The 21,731-nt window shown below is 63.2% G+C and carries 23 protein-coding genes; 7 read left to right on the top strand and 16 right to left on the bottom strand.

The annotated features are described in order from the left end of the window. Positions 1–3: 3 nt before the first annotated feature. Positions 4–1,152, bottom strand: coding sequence for a glutamate 5-kinase (proB, locus tag U1R88_RS33850; protein ID WP_322435272.1), 1,149 nt, complete (start codon positions 1,150–1,152; stop codon positions 4–6). A 167-nt stretch (positions 1,153–1,319) separates the two neighbouring features. Next, positions 1,320–2,351 (bottom strand): DUF4424 family protein, encoded by a 1,032-nt coding sequence (locus U1R88_RS33845; protein WP_322435271.1) that lies wholly within the window; start codon positions 2,349–2,351, stop codon positions 1,320–1,322. Positions 2,352–2,659: 308 nt separating this feature from the next. Here U1R88_RS33845 and U1R88_RS33840 point away from each other — a divergent pair, with 308 nt between their 5' ends. Further along, the gene (locus U1R88_RS33840) at positions 2,660–3,391 is read left to right on the top strand and encodes a FadR/GntR family transcriptional regulator (RefSeq protein WP_322435270.1); all 732 of its coding nucleotides are present in this window, start codon (positions 2,660–2,662) and stop codon (positions 3,389–3,391) included. An 85-nt stretch (positions 3,392–3,476) separates the two neighbouring features. Here the strand turns inward: U1R88_RS33840 and U1R88_RS33835 are convergent, their stop codons facing one another. From U1R88_RS33835 to U1R88_RS33820, 4 genes are all read right to left on the bottom strand, one after another. Beyond that, entirely contained in the window at positions 3,477–5,000 is a 1,524-nt protein-coding gene (locus tag U1R88_RS33835; protein ID WP_322435269.1) for a L,D-transpeptidase family protein, read from the bottom strand. 355 nt (positions 5,001–5,355) lie between these two features. Further along, positions 5,356–6,237, bottom strand: coding sequence for a 3-hydroxybutyryl-CoA dehydrogenase (locus U1R88_RS33830; RefSeq protein WP_068294372.1), 882 nt, complete (start codon positions 6,235–6,237; stop codon positions 5,356–5,358). Positions 6,238–6,452: 215 nt separating this feature from the next. After that, positions 6,453–7,184: an SDR family oxidoreductase gene (locus U1R88_RS33825; RefSeq protein ID WP_322435268.1), complete on the bottom strand. Its 732-nt coding sequence runs from the start codon at positions 7,182–7,184 to the stop codon at positions 6,453–6,455. Between the two features lie 36 nt (positions 7,185–7,220). Further along, positions 7,221–7,706, bottom strand: coding sequence for a VOC family protein (locus tag U1R88_RS33820; protein ID WP_322435267.1), 486 nt, complete (start codon positions 7,704–7,706; stop codon positions 7,221–7,223). A 128-nt stretch (positions 7,707–7,834) separates the two neighbouring features. Between U1R88_RS33820 and gcvA the strand changes: the two genes are divergently transcribed. After that, positions 7,835–8,737, top strand: coding sequence for a transcriptional regulator GcvA (gene gcvA, locus U1R88_RS33815; protein ID WP_322435266.1), 903 nt, complete (start codon positions 7,835–7,837; stop codon positions 8,735–8,737). A 79-nt stretch (positions 8,738–8,816) separates the two neighbouring features. Here the strand turns inward: gcvA and U1R88_RS33810 are convergent, their stop codons facing one another. Continuing rightward, positions 8,817–9,254 (bottom strand): hypothetical protein, encoded by a 438-nt coding sequence (locus U1R88_RS33810; protein ID WP_322435265.1) that lies wholly within the window; start codon positions 9,252–9,254, stop codon positions 8,817–8,819. Between the two features lie 43 nt (positions 9,255–9,297). Further along, positions 9,298–10,152 carry a lysozyme inhibitor LprI family protein gene (locus U1R88_RS33805; protein ID WP_322435264.1) on the bottom strand — a complete coding sequence of 285 codons (855 nt, stop codon included), beginning with the start codon at positions 10,150–10,152 and terminating at the stop codon, positions 9,298–9,300. 367 nt (positions 10,153–10,519) lie between these two features. On the opposite strand from U1R88_RS33805, the gene map reads away from it, so the two are divergent. The 3 genes from map to U1R88_RS33790 all read left to right on the top strand — a co-directional run bounded on the left by map (position 10,520) and on the right by U1R88_RS33790 (position 12,441). Next, positions 10,520–11,269: a type I methionyl aminopeptidase gene (gene map, locus U1R88_RS33800; protein ID WP_322435263.1), complete on the top strand. Its 750-nt coding sequence runs from the start codon at positions 10,520–10,522 to the stop codon at positions 11,267–11,269. A 31-nt stretch (positions 11,270–11,300) separates the two neighbouring features. Next, on the top strand, positions 11,301–11,693 hold the full coding sequence (locus tag U1R88_RS33795) for an ester cyclase (protein ID WP_322435262.1): 393 nt from the start codon (positions 11,301–11,303) through the stop codon (positions 11,691–11,693). 115 nt (positions 11,694–11,808) lie between these two features. Further along, a complete protein-coding gene (locus tag U1R88_RS33790) occupies positions 11,809–12,441 on the top strand; it encodes a LysE family translocator (protein ID WP_322435261.1) in 633 nt (210 codons plus the stop codon). A 40-nt stretch (positions 12,442–12,481) separates the two neighbouring features. Here the strand turns inward: U1R88_RS33790 and U1R88_RS33785 are convergent, their stop codons facing one another. From U1R88_RS33785 to U1R88_RS33775, 3 genes are all read right to left on the bottom strand, one after another. Further along, a complete protein-coding gene (locus tag U1R88_RS33785; protein WP_322435260.1) occupies positions 12,482–12,826 on the bottom strand; it encodes a hypothetical protein in 345 nt (114 codons plus the stop codon). Between the two features lie 141 nt (positions 12,827–12,967). Continuing rightward, positions 12,968–14,182 carry an MFS transporter gene (locus U1R88_RS33780; protein WP_322435283.1) on the bottom strand — a complete coding sequence of 405 codons (1,215 nt, stop codon included), beginning with the start codon at positions 14,180–14,182 and terminating at the stop codon, positions 12,968–12,970. 604 nt (positions 14,183–14,786) lie between these two features. Then, positions 14,787–15,377 (bottom strand): TetR/AcrR family transcriptional regulator, encoded by a 591-nt coding sequence (locus U1R88_RS33775; RefSeq protein ID WP_311935648.1) that lies wholly within the window; start codon positions 15,375–15,377, stop codon positions 14,787–14,789. A 170-nt stretch (positions 15,378–15,547) separates the two neighbouring features. Here U1R88_RS33775 and U1R88_RS33770 point away from each other — a divergent pair, with 170 nt between their 5' ends. Then, entirely contained in the window at positions 15,548–15,946 is a 399-nt protein-coding gene (locus U1R88_RS33770) for a RidA family protein (protein ID WP_322435259.1), read from the top strand. A gap of 38 nt (positions 15,947–15,984) precedes the next feature. On the opposite strand, the gene U1R88_RS33765 is transcribed toward U1R88_RS33770, so the two are convergent. Beyond that, positions 15,985–16,872: a LysR family transcriptional regulator gene (locus U1R88_RS33765; protein WP_322435282.1), complete on the bottom strand. Its 888-nt coding sequence runs from the start codon at positions 16,870–16,872 to the stop codon at positions 15,985–15,987. Between the two features lie 122 nt (positions 16,873–16,994). Between U1R88_RS33765 and U1R88_RS33760 the strand changes: the two genes are divergently transcribed. Then, the gene (locus U1R88_RS33760; RefSeq protein ID WP_322435258.1) at positions 16,995–17,351 is read left to right on the top strand and encodes an antibiotic biosynthesis monooxygenase; all 357 of its coding nucleotides are present in this window, start codon (positions 16,995–16,997) and stop codon (positions 17,349–17,351) included. Positions 17,352–17,419: 68 nt separating this feature from the next. On the opposite strand, the gene U1R88_RS33755 is transcribed toward U1R88_RS33760, so the two are convergent. From U1R88_RS33755 to U1R88_RS33740, 4 genes are all read right to left on the bottom strand, one after another. Further along, complete coding sequence (locus tag U1R88_RS33755) at positions 17,420–17,788, bottom strand: helix-turn-helix domain-containing protein (protein WP_322435257.1); 369 nt, start codon at positions 17,786–17,788, stop codon at positions 17,420–17,422. Between the two features lie 255 nt (positions 17,789–18,043). Next, the gene (locus tag U1R88_RS33750; protein ID WP_082980036.1) at positions 18,044–19,366 is read right to left on the bottom strand and encodes a dicarboxylate/amino acid:cation symporter; all 1,323 of its coding nucleotides are present in this window, start codon (positions 19,364–19,366) and stop codon (positions 18,044–18,046) included. Between the two features lie 226 nt (positions 19,367–19,592). Continuing rightward, complete coding sequence (locus tag U1R88_RS33745; protein ID WP_322435256.1) at positions 19,593–20,498, bottom strand: LysR family transcriptional regulator; 906 nt, start codon at positions 20,496–20,498, stop codon at positions 19,593–19,595. A 131-nt stretch (positions 20,499–20,629) separates the two neighbouring features. Continuing rightward, positions 20,630–21,451, bottom strand: coding sequence for an alpha/beta hydrolase (locus U1R88_RS33740; RefSeq protein WP_322435255.1), 822 nt, complete (start codon positions 21,449–21,451; stop codon positions 20,630–20,632). Positions 21,452–21,731 lie beyond the last annotated feature (280 nt).

Here is a 21,731-nt window from a genome sequence, read left to right as displayed (position 1 = left end):
GTCCTACTCAACCGTCACGGTGCTGAGGTCCTCGAAACGGCTGAACAGGGCCATGTCGTCGCGATGGATCATCTCGCTGGGGCCGGCCCAGCCGAGAATGTCCTCGATGCTGCGGCTCTTCTTGCCGGCAATCTGCGCCGCCTCGCCGATGTCGTAGGCCACCAGGCCGCGGCCGATCTCGGCGCCGGAGGGATCGCGGATGATCACCGCGTCCCCCTGCGAGAAGGTACCCTCCACCCGCTTCACCCCGGCCGGCAGTAGGCTGGCGCCCCCGCGTAGCGCCTTGGCGGCGCCAGCATCCACATGCAGCGTGCCCCGCGGTTCGAGATGGCCGACGATCCATTTCTTGCGGGCGGTGACGGGATTGGACGGCGTCAGGAACCAGGTGCAGGGACCCCCTTCCTCGATGCGCAGCAGGGGCGAATCCACCTTGCCCGAGGCGATCACCATGGTGGTGCCGCCGCCGACCGCGATCTTGGCTGCCTCGACCTTGGTGCGCATGCCCCCGCGCGAGAGCTCGGAGCCGGCATCGCCGGCCACGCCCTCGATCGCGGCTGTGATGCGCTGCACCACCGGGATCAGGGTGGCGGCAGGGTCGAGATGCGGCGGAGCGGTATAAAGGCCGTCGATGTCGGAGAGCAGCACCAGGCAATCCGCCCCGGCCATGGTGGCGACGCGGGCCGCCAGCCGGTCATTATCGCCATAGCGGATCTCGGTGGTGGCGACGGTGTCGTTCTCGTTCACCACCGGCACGCAGTTCATTTCCAGGAGCTTGTCGATGGTGCGCCGGGCGTTGAGATAGCGCTTGCGCTCCTCGGTATCGCCGAGCGTGACCAGGATCTGGGCTGCCGTCAGGCCCTGCGCGCTCAAGGTCTCGGCCCAGGCCTGCGCCAGGCCGACCTGGCCGACGGCCGCCGCCGCCTGGCTCGATTCCAGCGCCAACGGGCCCTTGGGCAGGTGCAGGAGCGTGCGACCCAAGGCGATGGCGCCTGAGGAGACGACGATCACCTCGGCGCCGCGCTGGGTATGACGGGCGAGATCGGCGACCAGGGAAGTCAGCCAGTCGCGGCGCAGCTTGCCCTTGGCCTGGTCGACCAGGAGGGAGGAGCCGATCTTGACGACGATGCGACGGAAGGAACTGAGTTCGGGCATGGCGGGACGGAGCTGAAGCGTGGTGGGAGGCGCGGTGGCAAGGCCATCGTACCGGTCAACACGGCCTAATGCGGCCAACGCCGTTCGACAAGCGCAAACACGAAGCAGCGGTGGCAGATCGGAGCCGGCAGGGCGTTCCCGGCCGGCGCCCGTCCCGCCAGATCACATCACTTCTGCTCCTCGCTCACCAGCAGCAGCACCTTGATATCGGTCTTGGGTACGTAGTTCTTCACCACCATCTCGAACGTGGTCGGGCCGATCTTCTTCACGCCTTCGCCGCAGAAGGACACCAGCGTCTTCGGGTCGCCCTTGTCGACCACCAGGCGGAAATCGCCGATCGGGCCAGCCCAGTTGCCGCCTGAGGTGATAACATAGGCCAGATATTGTTCGTAGCTGACGAAGGTCTTGCCCTCATCGGCCGCGGCGCGCTTGCGCAAGGCTGCCGCCGCCTTTGTGAAGGCCGCATCGGTGCAGAAATCCTTCTCATAGGACTTGCGCTGCTTGGCATCGAGATCCGGCGATCCGAATACCAGAGACGAGACGCCGCCGTGGCTGGGCACGTAGTCCTGCTGGACGATCACGTCCTTGCCGGCCGGGAACACCTGCTTGCGCCAGAATTTCGAGCGCAGGGTCCAGGATGGGTAGTAGACTTGGCGCTCGCCCTTGTCATCATTGTAGCTGTCTTTGTAGACGATGCCTGCATCGACGAGCGCCTTGCGATCAACTTCGCTGAGGGCATTGATGGCTTTCTCCGTCGCCTCCACGGTCGGCAGCAGCGGAAGCTTGAGCGCCTTCAGCCTATCGGTGATCTCGACATCGGGCTTGCCCTCCTCCAGCAGGAAGACACGCTGCTCCACCTGCGAGTCGACCGGCTTGCCGTCGACCTTGGTGGTGAATTTCAGGAAATTGTCGCTGGTAGGATCCGGAATGTCGGTAATGCCGGCCGGTCCCTGCCCGGAGATATCGGGCATCGGAAAGGCCACCAGCGCCTCGTAGTCGGCATTGGTGAGATTGCGGAAACGGTAGCTGATCTTCACTGCCTTGATGGACAGATAAAGGTCCTCCGAGACGAGAGCGATCTTGTCCGTCTTGGTGAGCACGAGCCCGCCCGCATCAAGGGAGGCCAGGGTGTCGTCGGCCCGCGCGGGCGATGCCAGCAGGGCGGCAAGAACGGCAATGGCCGGAATGAAACGGGGCACGAGCGAATCCTTACAACAACATGAAACAAGCGCGGCGAGCATATAGGTGTCGCCTCCCCGGACACAACGTCACTACATGGCCCAGGGGAGTGTTCGCGCATGGCAATCGTGATCACAGCCCAGATCCGAACCTTTCTATTCTTTGCGACTCTATCTTGTGGCTAAGCTCATCGGGGCGATCTTAGGGCTTGGCGGTATGGTAGGAGGAATGCAACAAATAGACCTGGGAACATGAAACGTCGGCTTTGGCAGACAATCAAACCAACGGATCGCGCAAAACCTGTTTCGGATAAAACAAGGGGTCGTCCATGGCACGCAGCGCAAGCCGCTCTCGCTCCGGTGCAGCACAAACCCGCCACAGCCAGGCGGCAGCGCTGATCGGCCAGCGCATCGTTGCCGGGGAATGGGCGGTCGGCATGGCACTGCCGACGGAGGCCGACCTCTCGCGCGAGCTCGACGTCTCCCGCGCCTCGCTGCGCGAGGCCATCAAGCTTCTGGCCGGCAAGGGCCTGCTCTCCTCCACCCCGCGCCGCGGCACCATCGTGCAGCCCCATGCCAATTGGAACCGGCTCGACGTCGACGTGCTGGTCTGGCAGACCTCTGGCGGCGCCACCAAGAGCTTCGTCAAGGACCTGTTCGAGCTGCGCCGGATGATCGAGCCGGAGGCCGCGGCCCTCGCCGCGCTACGCGCCACGCCGGAGCAGCGGGCCGCCATCGCAGAAACCTTCGAGGCGATGGCCAATGCCGAGGACATCCAGCTTTCCATCGACGCGGATCTCGCCTTCCACCGCGCCATCGTGCGGGCCACCAACAATGTGCTGCTGGCCGCGTTCCAGCCGGCGATCGAGGCTTCGCTCGCCGTGTCCTTCAAGGTCTCGCGTGCCGGCAATGTGCTGCTGCCCTACACGGTGCCGATGCACCGCGCGGTGGCCGAGCCGATCCTCGCCGGCGATGCCGACGGTGCCCGCAAGGCGATGCTCGCCCTGCTCGACCGCTCCGAAACGGATGCGGAAAGCGCGGCCGTCGAAGACAAGAACTGAGATAGGCAGAAAAAGGTACAGCCCGTCTTCGCCCTCACGGGCGAAGACGGGCTGTACCTTTTCATGGATCCGAAAATCGGCCCGATCAGTAGGGATTGACCACCTGCGCATCGGCAATGCGCGCGGCCGAACCGAAGTCGAGATTATAGATGTCGGGACGGAAATGGGCGGTGCCGTCCGGCGTGACATAGGCGGTCATGTAGACCCAGTGCACCGGCACACGGTCCGGGATGGCTTGGTCCTTGCGGGCACCGGTCGCGATTTCCTGGCCTACACGCTTGGCGTCCCAACCCGAGCCGAGCAGCCAAGCGGCGAGGTCATTCACGCCCTGCACGCGCACGCAGCCATGCGAGAAGAAGCGGTCGACCGAGCCGAACAGGCGCTTGGACGGCGTGTCATGCATGTAGACCGAATCCGAGTTCGGCATCTGGATGCGCAACTGGCCGAGCGAGTTGCCGGCCCCATAGGCCTGACGGATGGTGTAGTTGGCGGCCTTGCCACTCGACCAGTCGATCGTCTTGGGATCGATGGTACGGCCCGAGCCGTCGATCACCGACATTCTCTGACGGGAGAGATAGGAGGGATCGCGCACCATATGCGGGCCGATTTCCTTCTTGATGATGGATTGCGGCACCGTCCAGGTCGGATTGAAGTTGATGGCGCTGATGGTGGCGTCAACCTCGGGCGAGGGATTCTGCGGACGGCCGACCACGGCGATATAGCGGCGCGCCACCTCACCATTCTCGATGGCCTCGACCTGGGCGCTCGGAATGTTCACCACCACATAGCGGCGGTTGAAATCGATGAAGCGGGCGCCGACGCGCTCCATGTTGTGGCCGATCTGGACTAGGCGGTGCTGCACGGAGACAGCCATCTGGGCACGGGTGCGCTCATCGATCTTGCCGGTGGCCTGCAGGCCGTAGCGCTGCTGGAAGCGGCTGACGGCAGTGGTGAGCCTGGCATCCCATTTGGGATTGTCGCGCTCGGATTCCGGCAGATCCTTCTCCATCACCAGGCGCTGGCGCAACGCCAGCACGGCACTGCCCGTGGCGCCCTGGGACAGCCCGGCAGGCGGGGCAGCGGGGAAGCCGCCATTGCGCGCGATCTGGGCATAATATTGCGACAGACCGTTGAGACGGTCGAGCGAGCCGGCATCGAAGGTCGGCATCGAAGACCACGGCGTGGCCGGGATCTTGATCGGCGTCGAGGCGGCATAGGAAGGCCCGGCCGGAACCGGCTTCTTGGCGACCTTGGGCTTGGCCGGCGTAGCGGCAGGCGTCGCGGGCGCAACATTGTCGGCCGCCGACGGGGCTGTCGGAGAAGCGGGAGCGGCAGGTACCGAGGCATCGGGGACCGCGGCCGTCGTCGGGGCGGGAGTGGTCGGTTCGGGAGCAGCCTGCGCGGCCGGCGCCGGGGCGGGGCTGGCGGGCTGGGGCGCCTCTGCAGCAGCAGCGGGAGCGGAGGGGGCAGCAGGTGCCTCAGGAGCTGCAGGCGCAGCGACCGGAATGTCCGCTGTGGGCGGAGTGCTGTCCTGTGCCAGTGCCGGCGAGGCCAGAACCAGGGCCAAAACGGAAACGGCGGCCAGAACAAGAGGGGTAGGCTGCTTCATAGCAGGAACTTCCACGCTGGTTGCCGAAACGTAAGGTCCGGCACAAAAAGGGATCATAGGCAGCCCTCTATCACGCGACCGGGCTGCGCGGTATGGCCGCCACAGTCTTGCCGCACGATTGTCGGACGGCGTGTCCGATTAACCACATCAGCACTATGTGCTCCGAACTTAATCCGAAGTTTTGGCCTCAAAAGGGCAGAGCTTCTTCATAGCCGAGCAGGGTTAACAGAAGATATGCCGGTCAGGAGCGCCCTCCCTCCCGCGCAGCCAGGGCATAGAAAAGGCGCGGTTGCCTTCTCCCCTTGCGAGGAAGGACAGCCGCACCTTTCGAGATTGGGAAAAATGGCGCTCGAGGTCAGCGCGTCGCCACCGGTTTTTCGCCGCGATAATCGTAGAAGCCGCGCTTGACCTTGCGGCCGAGCCAACCGGCCTCGACATATTTCACCAGCAAGGGGCAGGGCCGGTATTTGGAATCGGCCAGGCCCTCATGCAGCACCTGCATGATCGACAGGCAGGTGTCGAGGCCGATGAAATCCGCGAGCTGCAGCGGCCCCATCGGATGGTTGGCGCCGAGCCGCATCGCCATGTCGATGGATTCGACCGTGCCGACGCCCTCATAGAGCGTATAGATCGCCTCGTTGATCATCGGCAGCAGGATGCGGTTGACGATGAAGGCCGGAAAATCCTCGGCGACCGCGACCTGGCGGTCGAGCTTGGTGATGAAGCCCTTGGCGGATTCGAAGGTGCCGTCATCGGTGGCGATGCCGCGGATGATCTCGACGAGCTGCATCACCGGCACCGGATTCATGAAATGAATGCCGATGAAGCGCTCCGGCCGGTCGGTAGCCGCGGCCAGCCGCGTGATCGAAATCGACGACGTGTTGGTGGCGAGGATCGCCTCCGGCTTCAGATGCGGGCAGACATTGCCGTAGATCTTGACCTTGACGGCCTCGTTCTCGGTGGCGGCTTCGATCACCAGATCGCAGACGCCCAGCCCCTCCACATTGGGCTCGGCCTTGATGCGGGAGAGCGCTTCGTCGTTCTGGGCCTGGGTGATGACGCCCTTGGAGACCTGGCGCTTGAGATTGCCGTTGACGGTAGCCAAGCCATTGTTGACCCGATCTTCCGACACGTCGTTGAGCACCACGTTCAATCCGGCCAGAGCGGCGACATGCGCGATGCCGCTGCCCATTTGCCCGGCGCCCACAATCCCGACCGTCCTGATATCCACCGTCATTTCCAGTTCCCTGCCATTTGCTCGATCTTATCGAGGCAATCGGCGCGTGGGAAGACCGCAGTCGCAGCTTTCCTGCAGGCCTGTCGGTCGAAATGGTCGCATTCGGACGTCGGCCTCTCACGAGGAGGAGCGCGTCCCATACGGCCCGATCTGCCGGAAGAATATCATGAAACGGGCTGCCTGGAAAAATGCGGCTCGACTAAACCATAGTTTCCTTAGATCAAGCCATGCCCGCCATCGATATGGATGGTCTCGCCCGTGGTGAAGGCACTCGCCATCAGATAGAGATAGGCTGGAGCGATATCTGCGGGGGTCGCGATCCTGCCCACCGGCAGGCGGTCCGCCATATCTGTGAAGAAGCCGGTCTTGGCCTCCCCGACGATCTCGTCCCACATCGGCGTATCCACCCAGCCGGGTGAGACGATGTTCACGCGCCTCGGCGCCAGTTCCAGTGCCAGGGCGCGTGCGAAAAAGCTGAACGAACCGGCGATGGCCGAAACGACCGCGCCTCCCGGAACCGGTGGCCGGTCCTTGTTGATTCCGGAGGTGAAGGTCATCGAGCCGTCACGTCTCAGCGTGGCCGCGGCGTGCTTGGCCAGCATGACGGCGCCGATCAGCTTGTTGTCGACGAAGCGCCGCACCATCGCCATGTCGGTGCCTTCGATAGGGTCGGCTGGCGGCGGCGTTCCGGCCGTCGACACCAGGTGATCGAAGGCGCCGGCATTCCGGAAGAGCCGGTCAAGATCGGCCTCCTCCGTCATGTCGGCCACGACGGATCGCACCTGTAGCCCCGCATCGAGGCTTTGCTCCGCGGCCCGCAACTTGTCGGGCGAGCGGCCGACGATCACCACTTCCGCACCATTCTCGACGGCCGCCCTGGCGACGCCAAGGCCAATGCCGGAACCGCCGCCGACGACGACGATCTTCTGTCCCGTGAGCGCTGCCATGGGAAACCTCCGATTGTCTGCGTTCAAGGGGATGGGTCAGGTTTGGCCGGCATAGGCCGCTTCGAGATCGGCGACGATGATCTTGCTCATCTTGTACATGGCCTGCCGAACCCGATCCGCCTTCTTGCGGTCGGGATCGGCCATCAGCCGCAGCGTGATCTCCGGGACGACCTGCCAATAGACGCCATATTTGTCCGTCAGCCAGCCGCAGGGCTTTTCGGAGCCGCCATCGGCCGTAAGCGCCTGGTAGTAATAGTCGGTCTCGGCCTGGTCGGAGGTCTCGATATAAAGCGAGAGCCTTTCATTGAAGGGGGGCATCGCCCCCGCGTTCAATGCCGTCAGGCGCAGCCCCTCGAGTTCGAAGTCGTGGACGGCGTGAGGCACGGTCTTGTTCGTACCGGCGACGAAGTCGGTGAGGACGATATCCTCCAGAGCCCGGCCGTTACGGAAGACCGAGAGATAGAAGTCGCGCGCCTCTTGCGCATTCTTGTCGAACCAGAGGAAGGGGCGGATGCTGGCCATGACACTCTCATGCGGATTGATCACAAATCTCGTGGCAAAGTGATCAGAAAACCCTCGACAGACAAACCATGATTTGGCAAAAATTTGTGACTAATAATCACAAATCAGATCTCAGGCTACGGATCGCGATGGCTCGCAGGCTTCCCCCGCTCAACGCCTTGCCGAGCTTCGAGGCCGCGGCCCGGCATCTCAGTTTTTCCCGCGCGGCCGAGGAGCTCAACGTCACCCATGGCGCCGTCAGCCGGGCGGTCAAGCATCTGGAGGAGCAGCTCGACGTACTGCTGTTCGAGCGCGACACCCGGTCGGTACGGCTGACGACGGTGGGCGAACCCTATGCCAGGGCGGTGCGCGAGGCGCTTGCTTTGGTCACGGCTGCCACAGCGGCGGCGACTTCCCGCCACTCGGCTTCCACCTTGAATGTCAGCACCTCGGACGGCTTTGCCGGCCGCTGGCTGGTGCCACGCCTCTATCGCTTTCACCGCGCGCATGGCGACATCGACGTCAGGGTCTCGACCACCGGCAAGCTCACCAATTTCCATGGCGACGGCATCGATGTCGCCATTCGCTATGGCGGAGGCGACTATCCAGGGCTGAGCGTCGAATTCCTCACAGGCGAGGAGGTGTTCCCGGTCTGCAGCCCGAAATTATTGACAGGCTCGCACCCGCTGCGCCAGCCCGAGGATCTCAAGCACCATGCGCTGATCCATGACGGCTTTCCGATCAACTGGGCGAACTGGCTGGCCAGTGCCGGGATCGAGGGTGTCGATCCGCAGGCCGGGCTGACCTTCGATTCCTATTCCTTCGCCGTCGACTCCGCCGTGCAGGGCGAAGGCGTGGTGCTCGGCCGCACCATGCTGGTCGCCGGTGACCTGGCGTCCGGGAGGCTGGTGCGCCCCTTCGGCCATGCCGTGAAATCGCGGTCGAGCTTCTATCTGGTCTATCCGCCCGAAGCGATCCGCCAACGCAAGGTCAAGGTCTTTCGCGACTGGATTTTCGCAGAAATGACGGCGACCGGCGACCATCCGCGCTGACGCTGCAGACAGGACGCTCAAGCCCGGTCTGTCGATCTCCAGATCGGGTGTACCAAAAACAGGCTGGCCGCGCCCCGGCTCAGTTCGAATCGTCGTTGTTATCGGGATTGTCAACCTGGCAGCCAATGCCATGGCAGCCCTGATAATTGCCCTGGCTGTCGAAGTTGGGATTGCCCTGCTTGTCGAACTGCGGTCTGGTATCGATGTTCTGATTATTCGACGACTGAGACCAACTATTAGTGTTGCCGTTGGTGTTGGCCCTTTGCTGCCTAGCCCGGAAATTGGCATCGTTCCTGTCGAACCAAGCCTGTTGCGCAGCGGCCTGTCTCGCCAGGTCGGCGGCGCGCGACTGAGCGGCAGCGGTCATGCACTGGGCCAGCGCTTGTGAACCGGGCGCAAAGCCCTGAGCCTGACATTGACGGTTATCGTTCGTCATATCGATGGCGCGCTGCTGCTCGGCGGTCTTGCAACCAGCCAGAAGGGCCAGGGCACCAAGAGCGACAAGAACACGTGTCATCTCGAGCTCCATTGCGGTCATCAGCGTCAAACGGCGGAGACGGTCAGTTGCTTGCGGGAACCGGGCAGCTCGCGTCCCCCTCCCCGCAACTCAGATAGGTTTGCAGGCCCTTGGTGCGGGCCTGCGTGACCGTGTCCAGGCACATGGAGTAGACCATGGGATAGATGCTGCCTCCCGAGGAACCGGATGTCGCGAAAGCGCATTCGGCGTCGCGGAAGGCCAGCCAGGCGCGCTGCGCGGTGATCAGCAGCTTCTTGGCGTCGGCACTGTCCTTCAGGCGCTGCTCGATCTGCTTATAGGTGGCGTTGAGCGCAGCATCGGAAGCCTTGAAGGCCTTGTCGGCGCATTCGTTCATGTCGGCCTGGGTGGAGGCATTGCTGCAATCGGCCGTGCTGGGCGTGCCGGACGCGGCAGCCTGCGTCGCGGCGGCGGGCGCGGCCGGAGCGGCGGCCACGCCTTCGCGCTTCAAAGTCAGGATGCCGCCATCATACCAATAGAGCGAAACGGTGTCGGCCTGTACCGGCCTGACCACTGCGCCGGGCCCCCACTGGGCCGAGCCACACAGCACATTGAAGCCGCCCTTGACGCGATAGCCGCTGTCGGGATCGTTTCGGTCGGCCGGGGTCAGCTTCGGGATCGCTTTGCAATTATCGCTCTGGTCGAGCGGCTTGGCCTTGGTACCCCTAAGCCAGGTGATCTTGTCGGCGGCGAATTCGACCTCCGCACCCATATATTGCGGATCGTTGTTGACCAGCGCCTGGACTCCGCTGCCAGAAACCTTGACGCCTTGCACCTTCCATTTGCCGATCAGCGAAGTGTAATTCAGTTCTGTCGCCCCTACCGGCAGGATCGATACTGCCACAATACCGCCCGCCAACAGCACAAAGATCGTTCTCATGCCCGCATTCCCAGCTTTTCCTGCCGCACAACGCCTTGCTCGACTACGCAGCATTGCCCCATTTCCATGAATAGGCTGAAAACTCGTCAAGTCAAACCGTTTCGAAGTGTAATCATACCACTTCCGTCACCCTCCCCCCTCGTTCGATGCGATGGTTTGATGACGATCCCGAGTCTGGCCTGGATTGGCCCGGATCCCTATTGCTCCTATCGTCGGGCTGGCCTTAAAGCGTTTTGCGATTGCTCGGAATCACCGAAAATCGCAAAGACGCGTCGGAACAAAGAGTTGGAGCAAACAAGCGTTCGTGTGTGAACGCGCTTTGCTCTAGGGTTCCCCGCACTCCATTATCTCAATTATACTGGCCCGCATGACCATTTCGAACGAAGACGAGTTGCTCAAGCTCAGGGAGATCGGCCGCATCGTCGCCAATACGCTGGCGGCGATGGGGGCTGCGCTCGAACCGGGCATCTCCACGGCCGAGCTCGACGCGATCGGCCGCAGGCTCCTCGAACGGGAGGGCGCCCGCTCCGCGCCCGAGCTTTGCTACGGTTTTCCCGGCGCGACCTGCATCAGCGTCAACGAGGAGATCGCCCATGGCATCCCCGGCCAGCGCCGGATCGAGCCGGGCGACCTCGTGAATATCGACGTCTCCGCCGAAAAGGACGGCTTTTTCGCCGATACCGGTGCGTCCTTCGCGGTAGAGCCGGTCTCCAAGGCCACCCAGCGCCTCCTCAGGGACGGCAAGCGGGCGATGTGGACGGGCATCCGCCAGGTGGGCGCCGGCCTGCCACTCGCCAATATCGGCAATGCCATCGGCGAGTTTGCCCGCAAGAACCGCTATACGCTGGTGCGCAACCTCGCCAGCCACGGCGTCGGCCGGTCGCTGCATGAAGAGCCCAAGGAACTCGCGACCTGGCCGGACCGTTCGGAACGCCGCAAGATGCAGGAGGGCCTGGTGTTCACCGTGGAGCCGTTCCTTTCCCTGGGCGCAGAATGGGCGGCGGATGGCGAGGACCCCTGGACGCTGTTCAGCGAGCCCCGCGCCCCGACCGTGCAGTATGAGCATACGGTGGTGGCGACCCGCACCGGACCGCTCGTCCTCACGCTGCCGGCGTGATGCCATCCGAAAGAGATGAGGAGCCAGTCCGATGGACGCCGCAACGCTCGCCGATCTCTACCGGGCCTATGTCGCCTGCCTCAACCGGCAGGACTGGAACGAACTTGGGCGCCATGTCGATGAGAGGGTCGAGCACAATGGCCGCCAGTTGGGGCTGTCAGGCTATCGCGGCATGCTCATCAAGGATTTCGAGGACATTCCCGACCTCGCCTTCCACATCGAGCTCCTGGTCTGCGAGCCGCCCCTTGTGGCGGCCCGGCTCGCTTTCGATTGCACACCGAAGTCCGGCTTCCTCGGCCTGAAGCTCGACGGGCGCAAGGTCGCGTTCACGGAGAATGTGTTCTACGCCTTCGAGGCGGAGAAGATCGTCTCGGTATGGTCGATCATCGACAAGGCGGCGATCGAGGCGCAGTTGGGACGCTGACGGGCGGCCCCGGCAAGAGACGAGAATGCGTCGCGGCCCCGTCGCGGCTTGCGACAGAACCGATATCCGGTGCTATGGTCGCCGCCCAATCCCGCAGCCGACGAAAGCCGACGATATGCCCTCCTATGACGTGTTGCTCGCCTTCATCGTCACGACGGCCCTGTTTTCCGTGCTGCCCGGCCCCTCCATGCTCTATGCCGCAGCCAGGACCATGGCGGGCGGGCGCCAAGCCGGGCTGATGGCGGCGCTCGGCCTGCATCTGGGTGCCTATGCTCATGTCGCCGCTGCGGCCGCCGGCCTGTCGGTGCTGTTCCATGCGGTGCCCATCGTCTATGCCGGCGTCAAGCTCGCCGGCGCCCTCTACCTGATCTGGCTCGGCATCAGCCTGTTCCGGGCGCGGCAAGGCGCCGATGCCGGAACGATCGGCAGCAGCGGCCGCTCGGCCCGCCAGGCCTTCGTGCAAAGCATCACCGTCGAGGTCCTCAACCCGAAGACCGCGCTGTTTTTCCTGGCCTTCCTGCCGCAATTCGTCGATGGCGCTGCCTCTTTCCCGCTCTGGCTGCAATTTGCCATCCTGGGCACGGTCGCCAATGTCTTGTTCGGCCTCGTCGATATCGTGGTCGTGATGCTGGCCGCCGTGATCATCGGCCGGCTCAAGCGCTCCTCCGGCGCGCAGCGGCTGATGCGCCGCGTTGGCGGGGCGATCCTGGTCGGCATGGGCGTCCACCTCGCCCTGCAGAGGGGCTAGCGAAAGCCCCACGGCATGGATCGTGAAGGCCGAAGTGGATTCAGCCGCATTGCTGCGCGACGAGCCCTTGGTAAAAACCGAGCTCGGTCACCCTTGCCGACCAGTCGGCATCGGGATTCAGTTGGGCCGTCCCGCATCGCCGCATGACGGGCGCCGCCGTTTTCAGCGCGTCGACACGCCGTCGGTAGACCTGGCAGATGGCGGCCTTGTCGGTCACACTGACGGTTCTCAACTCTTGATCCGAAGCCCGCATGGCCTGTTCCGCAGCCACGACCTCCGTGGTGCAGGCGGATCGGTAGGGCGAGAGGACGATCCATGACGCCAGGAAGGCGATCGCGACCACTGCCACGAGAACGGGCGTCTTCCACCTCACGAATGATGGCATGGAGAGGGCCTCCGGTTCTAAATTTTCTCCATCAACCGGATTCGTAACGTGGCTCCGCGCCGGATCAAGGGCTTCCTTTGGTGCTACCGGCGTGTCGAGGGGCCCAAGGTCCCCTCGACGCCGGCGCGGTATCGAAGGCTCTCACCCGGCGGGGGCCAATTGCTCCCGCGGTTTGGCGAAAGGACGGAAGGTCAGGGCGATCAGCGTCGCCGCGATGCCCATGCTCCAGGAGCCGACATAGAGCCACATATAGGTATTGAAGTAGTCGTAGATCATGCCACCCAGCAGCGGGCCAAGCGACATGCCCAGGCTGCCGGCCATCGCCGTGCCACCGATGATGGTGCCCATCATCTTGAGCGGGAAGTTCTCGCGCACGATCACGGCATAGAGCGGCATCACGCCGGCATAGATGAAGCCAACTACCACGGCTACGGCGTAGAACTGGCCGAGCTGGCCGGCAAAGGCGTAGAACAGCACACCGAACGCCTGGGCGAACAGCCCGATCACCAGCATGCGCTGGGCGCCGAAGCGGTCGCCCATCACGCCGAAACCGATGCGCCCGAACATGCCGGCCAGGCCTTCGACGCTGTAGATGGTGACGGCGGCGATCATCGGGATGCCGCAGGTCACGGCATAGCTCACCGTGTGGAAGATCGGCCCCGAATGCGTGGCGCAGCAGAAAAAGTTGGCCAGCATCAGCACGATGAACTGCGGCGAGCGTACCGCCTGGCGCAACGTCATATCCGATTGCGGCTCGTCGGCCAGCGCCGCTTCGTTGCCCTGCTCCAGGGCAGGCGGCCGGCGCAGCAGCAGAGAGGTCGGAATCATGACGGCGGCTGCGATGGCTGCGATGATCAGCATCGACGTCCGCCAGTCATGGATGGTGACCAGCCAGGCGGCAAGCGGTGCCATGGTCATCGGCGCCATGCCCATGCCGGCCGAGACCAGCGATACGGCCAGGCTGCGCTGGGTGTCGAACCAGCCGGTGACGCAGGCCATCATCGGCGCGAACATGGCGGCGACCGCCACGCCCACCAGCACGCCGAAGACGAGCTGGAACTCGACCAGCGATCCGGCTTGGCTGGCCAGGGCCAGGCTGGCGGCGAGCAGGATGGCGCCGGCCAGCACCACCGGGCGCGGACCGAAGCGATCCGACAAATTGCCCCAGACCATGCTGGCCAGCGCCATCGCCAGGAAGCCGAAGGTCATGGCGGTGGAAATGCCGGTCACCGACCAGCCGGTCGCCGCCGACATGGGTTTGAGGAAAACCGGCAGCGAAAACATCGCGCCGATGGCAACGCATCCGAGCAAGCCGCCGGCGGCGACGATCACCCAACGATAGGAAGTCTTGTCCATCATGCTCCACCCGTTCCTGTGCCGCGGGCTGCATCGCGTCCCGCGCCCCATCGGAAAGGACGGGAAACGCAAGGACGCGACAAAACAGGATGTGAGAACAAACGAGCGTTCACGTCCGAGCGCATTTGCTCCAGGCCTGTCGCGGCGATACCTCAAGGACGCACGAGCAACTGCCGATCCGACATGCGGTTGCAAAATTATTCTGGTTGCAAAATGCTATCAGAAATTTCGTTCCGCGCAAACATGGCATGGCGGCCGAGGAGCGGCCTCGCCGACCTCCTCTTCCCTGCCGACATTTCCAGCCGGAATCGTCATCGCACGCCTCCCATTCGGCCGAGCCTCGTTTTCAGCCGGCGACCGCAACTCTGCCACTGGCGGCCGAGGAGGTGGGAGTAACAAATCCGGCGACATTCCAACTGCATGAGAGAAGCATTTCAAAGCGTTTTGCGATTTGCCTGCGTCACTTCAAATCGCAAAGACGGTCGAGCCAATCCGTTCTGCTCTACAGCGTCGAGCCTGATTTGTGAATCAGGTTCGATGCTGTAAGTTCTTGTTGTCGCATCTCTTTTGCCGAAAACCGGTACCCACTTTTCGGCGCGATGCTCTAGGGCTGGCGCAGACCTGTCGCCAGGGCGCGAAAAGTCTCCACGGCCTTCGGCAAGACCTTCTCGGGATCCTCGCTCGCGGCGATCCACAGGGCCGCATTGAGCGCAGCAGCGCTCAGGAGCCGGGCCGCGGCCTCGGCATCCAGCGGTTTCATGATGCCTTGCCCGATCAGGCGTTCGACCGTTCGCTTCGTCACCTGCAGGCAATTGTTCTGGCTCGGCCATAGCGAGGGATCGCCGAGGACCGCCGGGCCATCCAGCAGAACGATGCGCTGCACTTCCGGATCGAGCGCCATCTCGATATAGGCCACGCCCTCGATCAGCAGACCTTCCCATTCGTCCGGGGCCTGGGTGGCCGCCTGATGCGCGCGCGCCGCCATCTCGGCGTCGATCTGGTTGACCACGGCGGCCAGAAGCCCGCGCTTGTCGCCGAAATTATGGTAGAGCGCCCCACGCGTCAGGCCGGCCTCCGCCGTCAACTCATCCATCGATGCCGCAGCATAGCCGGTTCTCGCAAACGCCCTGCGCGCAGCCGCGATCAACTTGGCGCGGTTCTCCTCCATCGTCTCGGCCCGGCGTCTGGCAGCCATCGCAGTTCCTTTCATATACGCGTCGTATCTAGGTTGACATACGACACGCATGTCAATAATTCGAGATACGTAACGTATATCAAATGCGACGGGGTGGTGTGAAGCCCTTGCGGCATCGATCGAGATCCGCATGCCCTGCCCCCCGGACCACGAAGAAGAGGACTGAAGACATGGCACAGCGTGAGGCAGTTTTCCCGGCGGACCGGCATGCGCTCTACGAGGCGCACGGCTATTCGGCGGCGATCCGATCGGGCGACCTTCTATTCGTGTCAGGCCAGGTCGGCAGCCGCCCCGACGGCACGCCGGAACCCGACTTCGAGCGTCAGGTGCAATTGGCTTTCGACAATCTGAGGGCAACGCTGAAGGCGGCGGGTTGCGGCTTCGACGACATCGTCGACGTGACCAGCTTCCACACCGATCCCGAAAACCAGTTCGAGACCATCATGGCCGTGAAAAACCGGATCTTCGACCGCCGCCCCTACCCGAACTGGACGGCAATCGGCGTGAACTGGCTCGCGGGCTTCGAGTTCGAGATCAAGGTGGTCGCCCGCATTCCGGATGCAGCCTGACCTGTCCACCCTTCGGCGGCATTCTTCGATGGCGGCAATTATGCAGCGAACAGGCTGGCGGCCATATAGTCGACGAAGACCCGTACTTTGGGGGAGAGATACCGATTGCTCGGCCACAGCACGCGGAAGGTCCCGGCCTCGGCCATATGGTCTTCCAGCAGCGACGTCAGGCTGCCCCGTGCCAGTTCCGAAGCAACGGCAAAGGGCGGCAGGCAGGTGATGCCGAAGGCCTGCTCGGCCAGATAGATCAGGGGCTCCAGCGTGCTCGCGATCGTGGTCTGGGGCAGGTCGAGCTTGAGTTCACGTCCGTCCCGCACCAGCGGCCAGGGTTCGAGCCTGCCCGAATTGGCATAGCGATGGTGCAGGCAGCGATGGACGAGCAAATCCTCCGGCACGTTCGGCGTACCATTGGCGGCGAGATAGGCGGGCGCCGCAACGATCCTGTGCTTGAAGGTCCCGAGTTTGCGGCTCATCAGGCGCGTGTCCCTGACTTCGCCGGTACGGATTACCGCATCGAAACCTTCCTCGATCACATCGACCAGCCGGTCCGTAAAATCGAGATCGAGATCGATCTCAGGATAGGCCGCCATGAAGGCCGCGATCGTCGGCATCAGCAGCATACCGGCGAGCGGCAGGCTCACGCGCAACTGCCCCCGCGGGATTGCCTGCGACCGCGACAATTGCGCTTTCGCGGTCTCGAACTCGGAGTGGATGCGTCGGCAAGTATCGAGGAAGAAGCCCCCCTCCTCGGTTAGCGCCATGCTCCGGGTCGAGCGATGGAACAGGCGCGCACCCATCTCCTCCTCGAGCCGGGCGATCGCCTTGCCGACGGCCGACCCCGACAGGCCAAGGCGCTGCCCCGCGGCCACGAAGCTTCCGGCTTCGGCCGCCTGGATGAAGATGCTGAGTGTTCCGAGCCGGTCCATAAGTGACAATTACGGAATAAATTTCCGATGTGATGCGATTACCGGACCATTTATCCGCTATTTTGCCATCGATATCCAGATGTGGCCGCGGCCAGCCCGCCGCGTTTTCATCGGAGACACTTATGGACACCAAATCCCCGGCTGCTTTTTCCGCTGCCCCTGTGCCGACGACCTTCGTCGTCAACGTCATTCACGCCCATCCCGGCAAGCAGGAGGAGGCCTTCGCGGTCATCCAGGATGTGGTGCACTTTGTCGCCGAGCACAAGGAAGGCTTCCTGTGGAGCACCCTGGCCAGGAGCACGGACGGACTGACAGTCGTCAACATCGAGGCAATCCAGGGCGCCGACAATGTCGGAGAGTTCTTTTCCGATCCCGTATTCGTGGAAAAATTCCGCCAGCTCGACGAGGTTTCCAGGAGCGAATTTCACACTTACACCGTCGGTGATCTCGTCCTGCCGAAGCGTGTAGCGACGACCTGATCGTCCTGTCCCGCGCCGGTGCCCAGACCAGTCAGGCGGCATGGCGATCCCCCCGGCGCGTCTCTCCCCTATGAAAGCGCCTGCCGCCTTTGCGGTTGGCAGGCGATGCCCACCAGATGGGCGCTGGGGCCCACGAACCAGCGCAAGGCCGTAGCCTCGAATTGCACGAAGCCTTCGCTCTGCAGCGTCGTGAGCAGGCGATGCGTCGTCGATGGAGCCAGGCTCGTGCCGCGAACGACTTCCGAAAGCGTCATGCCGCGCGGGTCCTGGGCAATACATTTGAGGATCGACAGGGCTCGCAACACGGCCTGGACGCAACCATGACCGACGGCACCATCGCGATCCTCGCGAAATTGGCGGGGATTGCCGAATGGCAGTCCCTGCGTGTCGCCGGCGATGCCTCCCAGATGTTGATCGAGTGCTTCCAAAGCAGACACCGGTTCTCCCTCCCGTTGTTTTGCGGACGCTCCCTCGTTATGTTGCCGTTCCTCTTATACGTCCAATATATCATTCGGATCGGGTGATATTATTGAGATATTTATTATCGCCAAAATCGATCGATAGCAGAGGGCTATTCGGACCTGTCGGATTGCCACTGCCGGCTGTGCCACCAAAGAAAAACCTCCCCCTGCAGGACGCGGAGGGAGGCTGAGGAAGCAGAGCGCGTTCAGCTAAGATGCAGTTTCCATGCCCTAGCGAGACGAGGAAGCCTCTTCGCCTGGCAGAGCGGTCCCCTGGGCTGTCTTCTCGTAGGGGCCGGCACGCTCGCCGTTCAGGACGCGGTTGGCCTGTGCTCTGTCGATATCGCCTTCCCATACGGCAATGACGACGGTGGCAACGCAGTTTCCGATGAGATTGCCGAGCGCCCGGGCCATTCCCATGAACCAGTCGACCGACAGCACCAGGACCAGGCCGATCACCGGAATGACGGGCAGCGCCGACAGGGTAGCGGCGAGAACGACGATGGCCGATCCCGGTACGCCATGCGCCCCCTTCGAGGTCAGGAGGGCGACCCCCAGCACGACCAGGAGATCGGTTTCCGAGAGCGGCGTATTGGTAGCCTGCGCGATGAACACCGCAGCCAGGGTGAGATAGATGGAGAAGGCATCGAGATTGAAGGAATAGCCGGTCGGGATGACCAGGCCGACAGTGGAATCCTTGATCCCCATCTTCTCGAGCTTGCGCATGACCTGCGGAAGCACGCTGTCGGACGAGGCGGTGCCCAGGACGATCGTCAGTTCTTCGCGCAGATAGATCAGGAATTTGATCAGGCTGAAACCGGCGATCCGCATGATGATGCCGAGCACCACCAGCACGAAGAAGATCACGCTGACATAGAACAGGACGACGAGATAGCCCAATTGCTGCAGGGAGCCGATGCCGTATTTGCCGACGGTGAAGGCAATGGCACCGAACACGCCGAGGGGGGCGAGCCGGACAATGAAGCCGATGATCTTGAAGAGAACATCGGTGGCGACATCGATGAAGTCGGCGACGGGCCGCCCGCGTTCCCCGAGCAAGGACAGCCCGGCGCCGAACAGGATGGCAATGAGCAGAACCTGGAGGATGTCCCCCTTGGTGAAAGCGTCGGTGAGCGTCGTCGGGATGATGCGCAGGAGGAAGTCGACCCCGCCGGTGACCTCACGCACATGATCGGTATAGTTGGCGAGGGCGCTGCCGTCGAGCGCCTTCGGATCGATGTTCATGCCGACGCCCGGCTGGAAGAAATGGGCCATCACCAGCCCCAGGCACAGGGCGATCGTCGTCACCGCTTCGAAATAGACGATGGCCTTGACGCCGACCCGTCCGACCTTCTTCAGGTCCCCCGCCCCGACGACACCGTGGACGACAACGCCGAAGACCAGGGGCGCAATCACCATCTTGATCAGCTTGATGAAGGCATCGCCGAGCGGCTTCAACTGGCTGGCAAAGCCCGGCCAGAGGATGCCGACCACTATTCCCAGAACAAGGGCTATGACCACCTGCCCGAACAGGGATCTGAAGAATCTGAGCATATATTTCCTCCACGGTCGGCGCCGTCATTGTTTCTGATTTTGCCGAAGGAGCTGTCGGTCCCCTCAAGGGGTCCGGTACCAGTGCGTTCTCCCAAACGTCGTCCGCCACACTCCCGATCTCAATGGCGCCGTATGCGGCAACGCTTAGAGCACAAAATCCCGGCGCCAGAAGGCGCGATTCCGTATCATGGAATCGGGTGTCGTTGTCCCGTCGACGGAAGATTGCCTAAAGGCGCTCCGGTCTCGCCTGAGGCGAAACTGGAAAATATTCGCGCGTTTCACTCAGGAATCGGTTCACCACGGCGCTGCGATCGGAGCGATACAGCATGATGACATCGGCAACCGGGGCAGGCTCCACCAGGGCTCGGTAGACGACACCGGCCCGCAACATTTCCCTGGCAGCCTCCGGCACGAGCGCCACGCCGAGGCCTGCAGCAACCAGGCTGAGCAGCGAATAGGATTCGACGACCTGCTGGGTGATATTGGGGTCAAATCCGGCCTCGATGCAGCATTCCTTGAGATAGCGGGCAAACCGGGAATTCTTCACCCTCAGAAAAACGAACTGCTCGTTCCTCAATTCGGAGAGTTCGATCCTCTCATTGGCGGCCAGCGGATGCGACTGCGGCAGGGCCACGCCGACTTTTTCCTCCCATGCCAGTTCGGTCACCAGATCGGGATCGCCGACCGGTCCGCGCAAGAAGCTGATGTCGATCTTGCGCGCGTGAAGCGCGGCCTCCTGCTCCAGCGGCGGCATCTCGCGAATACGCACCTGGACTTCCGGCACGCGCAGGCGAAACCGGGCGATCAGGCCCGCCAGCGGCCCCATCAGCACCGATCCGGTGGTGGCAAGGTCAAGCGTTCCGATCTGGCCCCGGCCAATGGCATGCGTCTGTTCGGCGGCTTCGTCCACCTGGGCAAGGATCGCGGTCGCATAATCGCGAAAGGCGACACCGGCAGCGGTCAATTCGACACGCCGCTTGTTGCGCAGGAAGAGCTGGGTCTTGAGTTCGTATTCCAGGTCCTGGATCTGCGTGCTTAGGGGCGGCTGGGAAACGCCAAGTCGAGCGGCAGCGGCCCGGAAGCTGAGTTCCTCGGCGACAGCGATGAAATAGCGCAAGTGACGCAGTTCCATGGTCTCTCCCCTGTCTGGCACTTCGATGAGTCAAGGCTAGCGCGCCATCTTCGAGTCTTGTCGATATTTCACAACACTGCCTCCCCCAATCCCGCCCATTTGCGCCACGTACGGCCCGGTGAGGCAATCGATCAGCGCGGCATCACGCCGTCGATCCATGTCCGCACCTGCGGCAGGACGTAGCCGAGGCTGAGGTGCCCTGCCCCTTCCACTGGCATGAAGGTCTTGGGCTGGTTGGCGAGGTCGTAGAGGCCCTTGCCGAACTCGAAGGGGATGACGCCGTCGGCAGTGCCGTGCACGACCAGAAGTGGCGCCTTCACCTTGACGATGCGCTCGTCGGAGGGGAAAGGGTCCAGCATCACCCAGCGCACCGGGAACATGCCATAGAGGCGGGAGGCCACGGCCAGAGCCGAGGTGAAGGGCGAATCGAGCACAACCGCGCCCACCTCGTGGCGCGCTGCCAGGGCAACGGCCACGCCGGAGCCCAGGGACTGGCCCACCACCACGATGCGTTCGGGAGCCGTGCCGAGGGCCAGCGCCTTGGCATAGGCAGCTTCGGCATCAAGCAACAGGCCCCGTTCGGAAGGCGATCCGGTGGATCCGGGATAGCCGCGATATTCCACCGCCATCAGGCCGTTGCCGCCGGTGGTCAGAGCCCGCAGCAGCTCGGTCTGCAAGGTGAGATTGCCGCCATTGCCGTGAAAGTAGAGCAGGAGAGGCTTACCCGGCGAGGGAGCGACATGCCAGGCGATCAACGTCTCACCATCTTCGGTGCGCAGCTTCAGGACCTCGGCGCCGGCTATGGCTGGCGGGAGGACCTCACCCCCTGGCTGGAAGACAAAGGAGCGCTGGGCAAAGGCCAGAGCGGCGAAGGCCGCCAGATAGAGCGCCGCAGCCAGTGCGGCGACGAAGATAAGGAATTTCGATACGAACCGGATTTCCAGCGGCGGCACAGGAAACGCAATTCGCCACGAGCCGGCAGGGAAGGCAAGAGCGGAGGGAACAGCCCCGAGAGAGATCTTTCAACGCCATCGAACAGGCGTTCGGGCCTCGTGGATCTTCCAAAAAAATGTGCCGGCCCCCGAGGACCGGCACATTGAAATCACCCGATGGAGACGGGCGGATGCTTCCCGTTCTCCTTACTTGCCGATCTTGGCGAGTTCGTCCTTGAGTTCGGGCAAGGCGGTGTAGAGGTCGGCGACGAGGCCGTAGTCGGCGACCTGGAAGATCGGG

This window comes from Labrys sedimenti, assembly GCF_034424805.1.
Classification (GTDB): Bacteria; Pseudomonadota; Alphaproteobacteria; order Rhizobiales; family Labraceae; genus Labrys; species Labrys sedimenti.
This window is presented reverse-complemented; position numbering and strand designations above follow the sequence as displayed.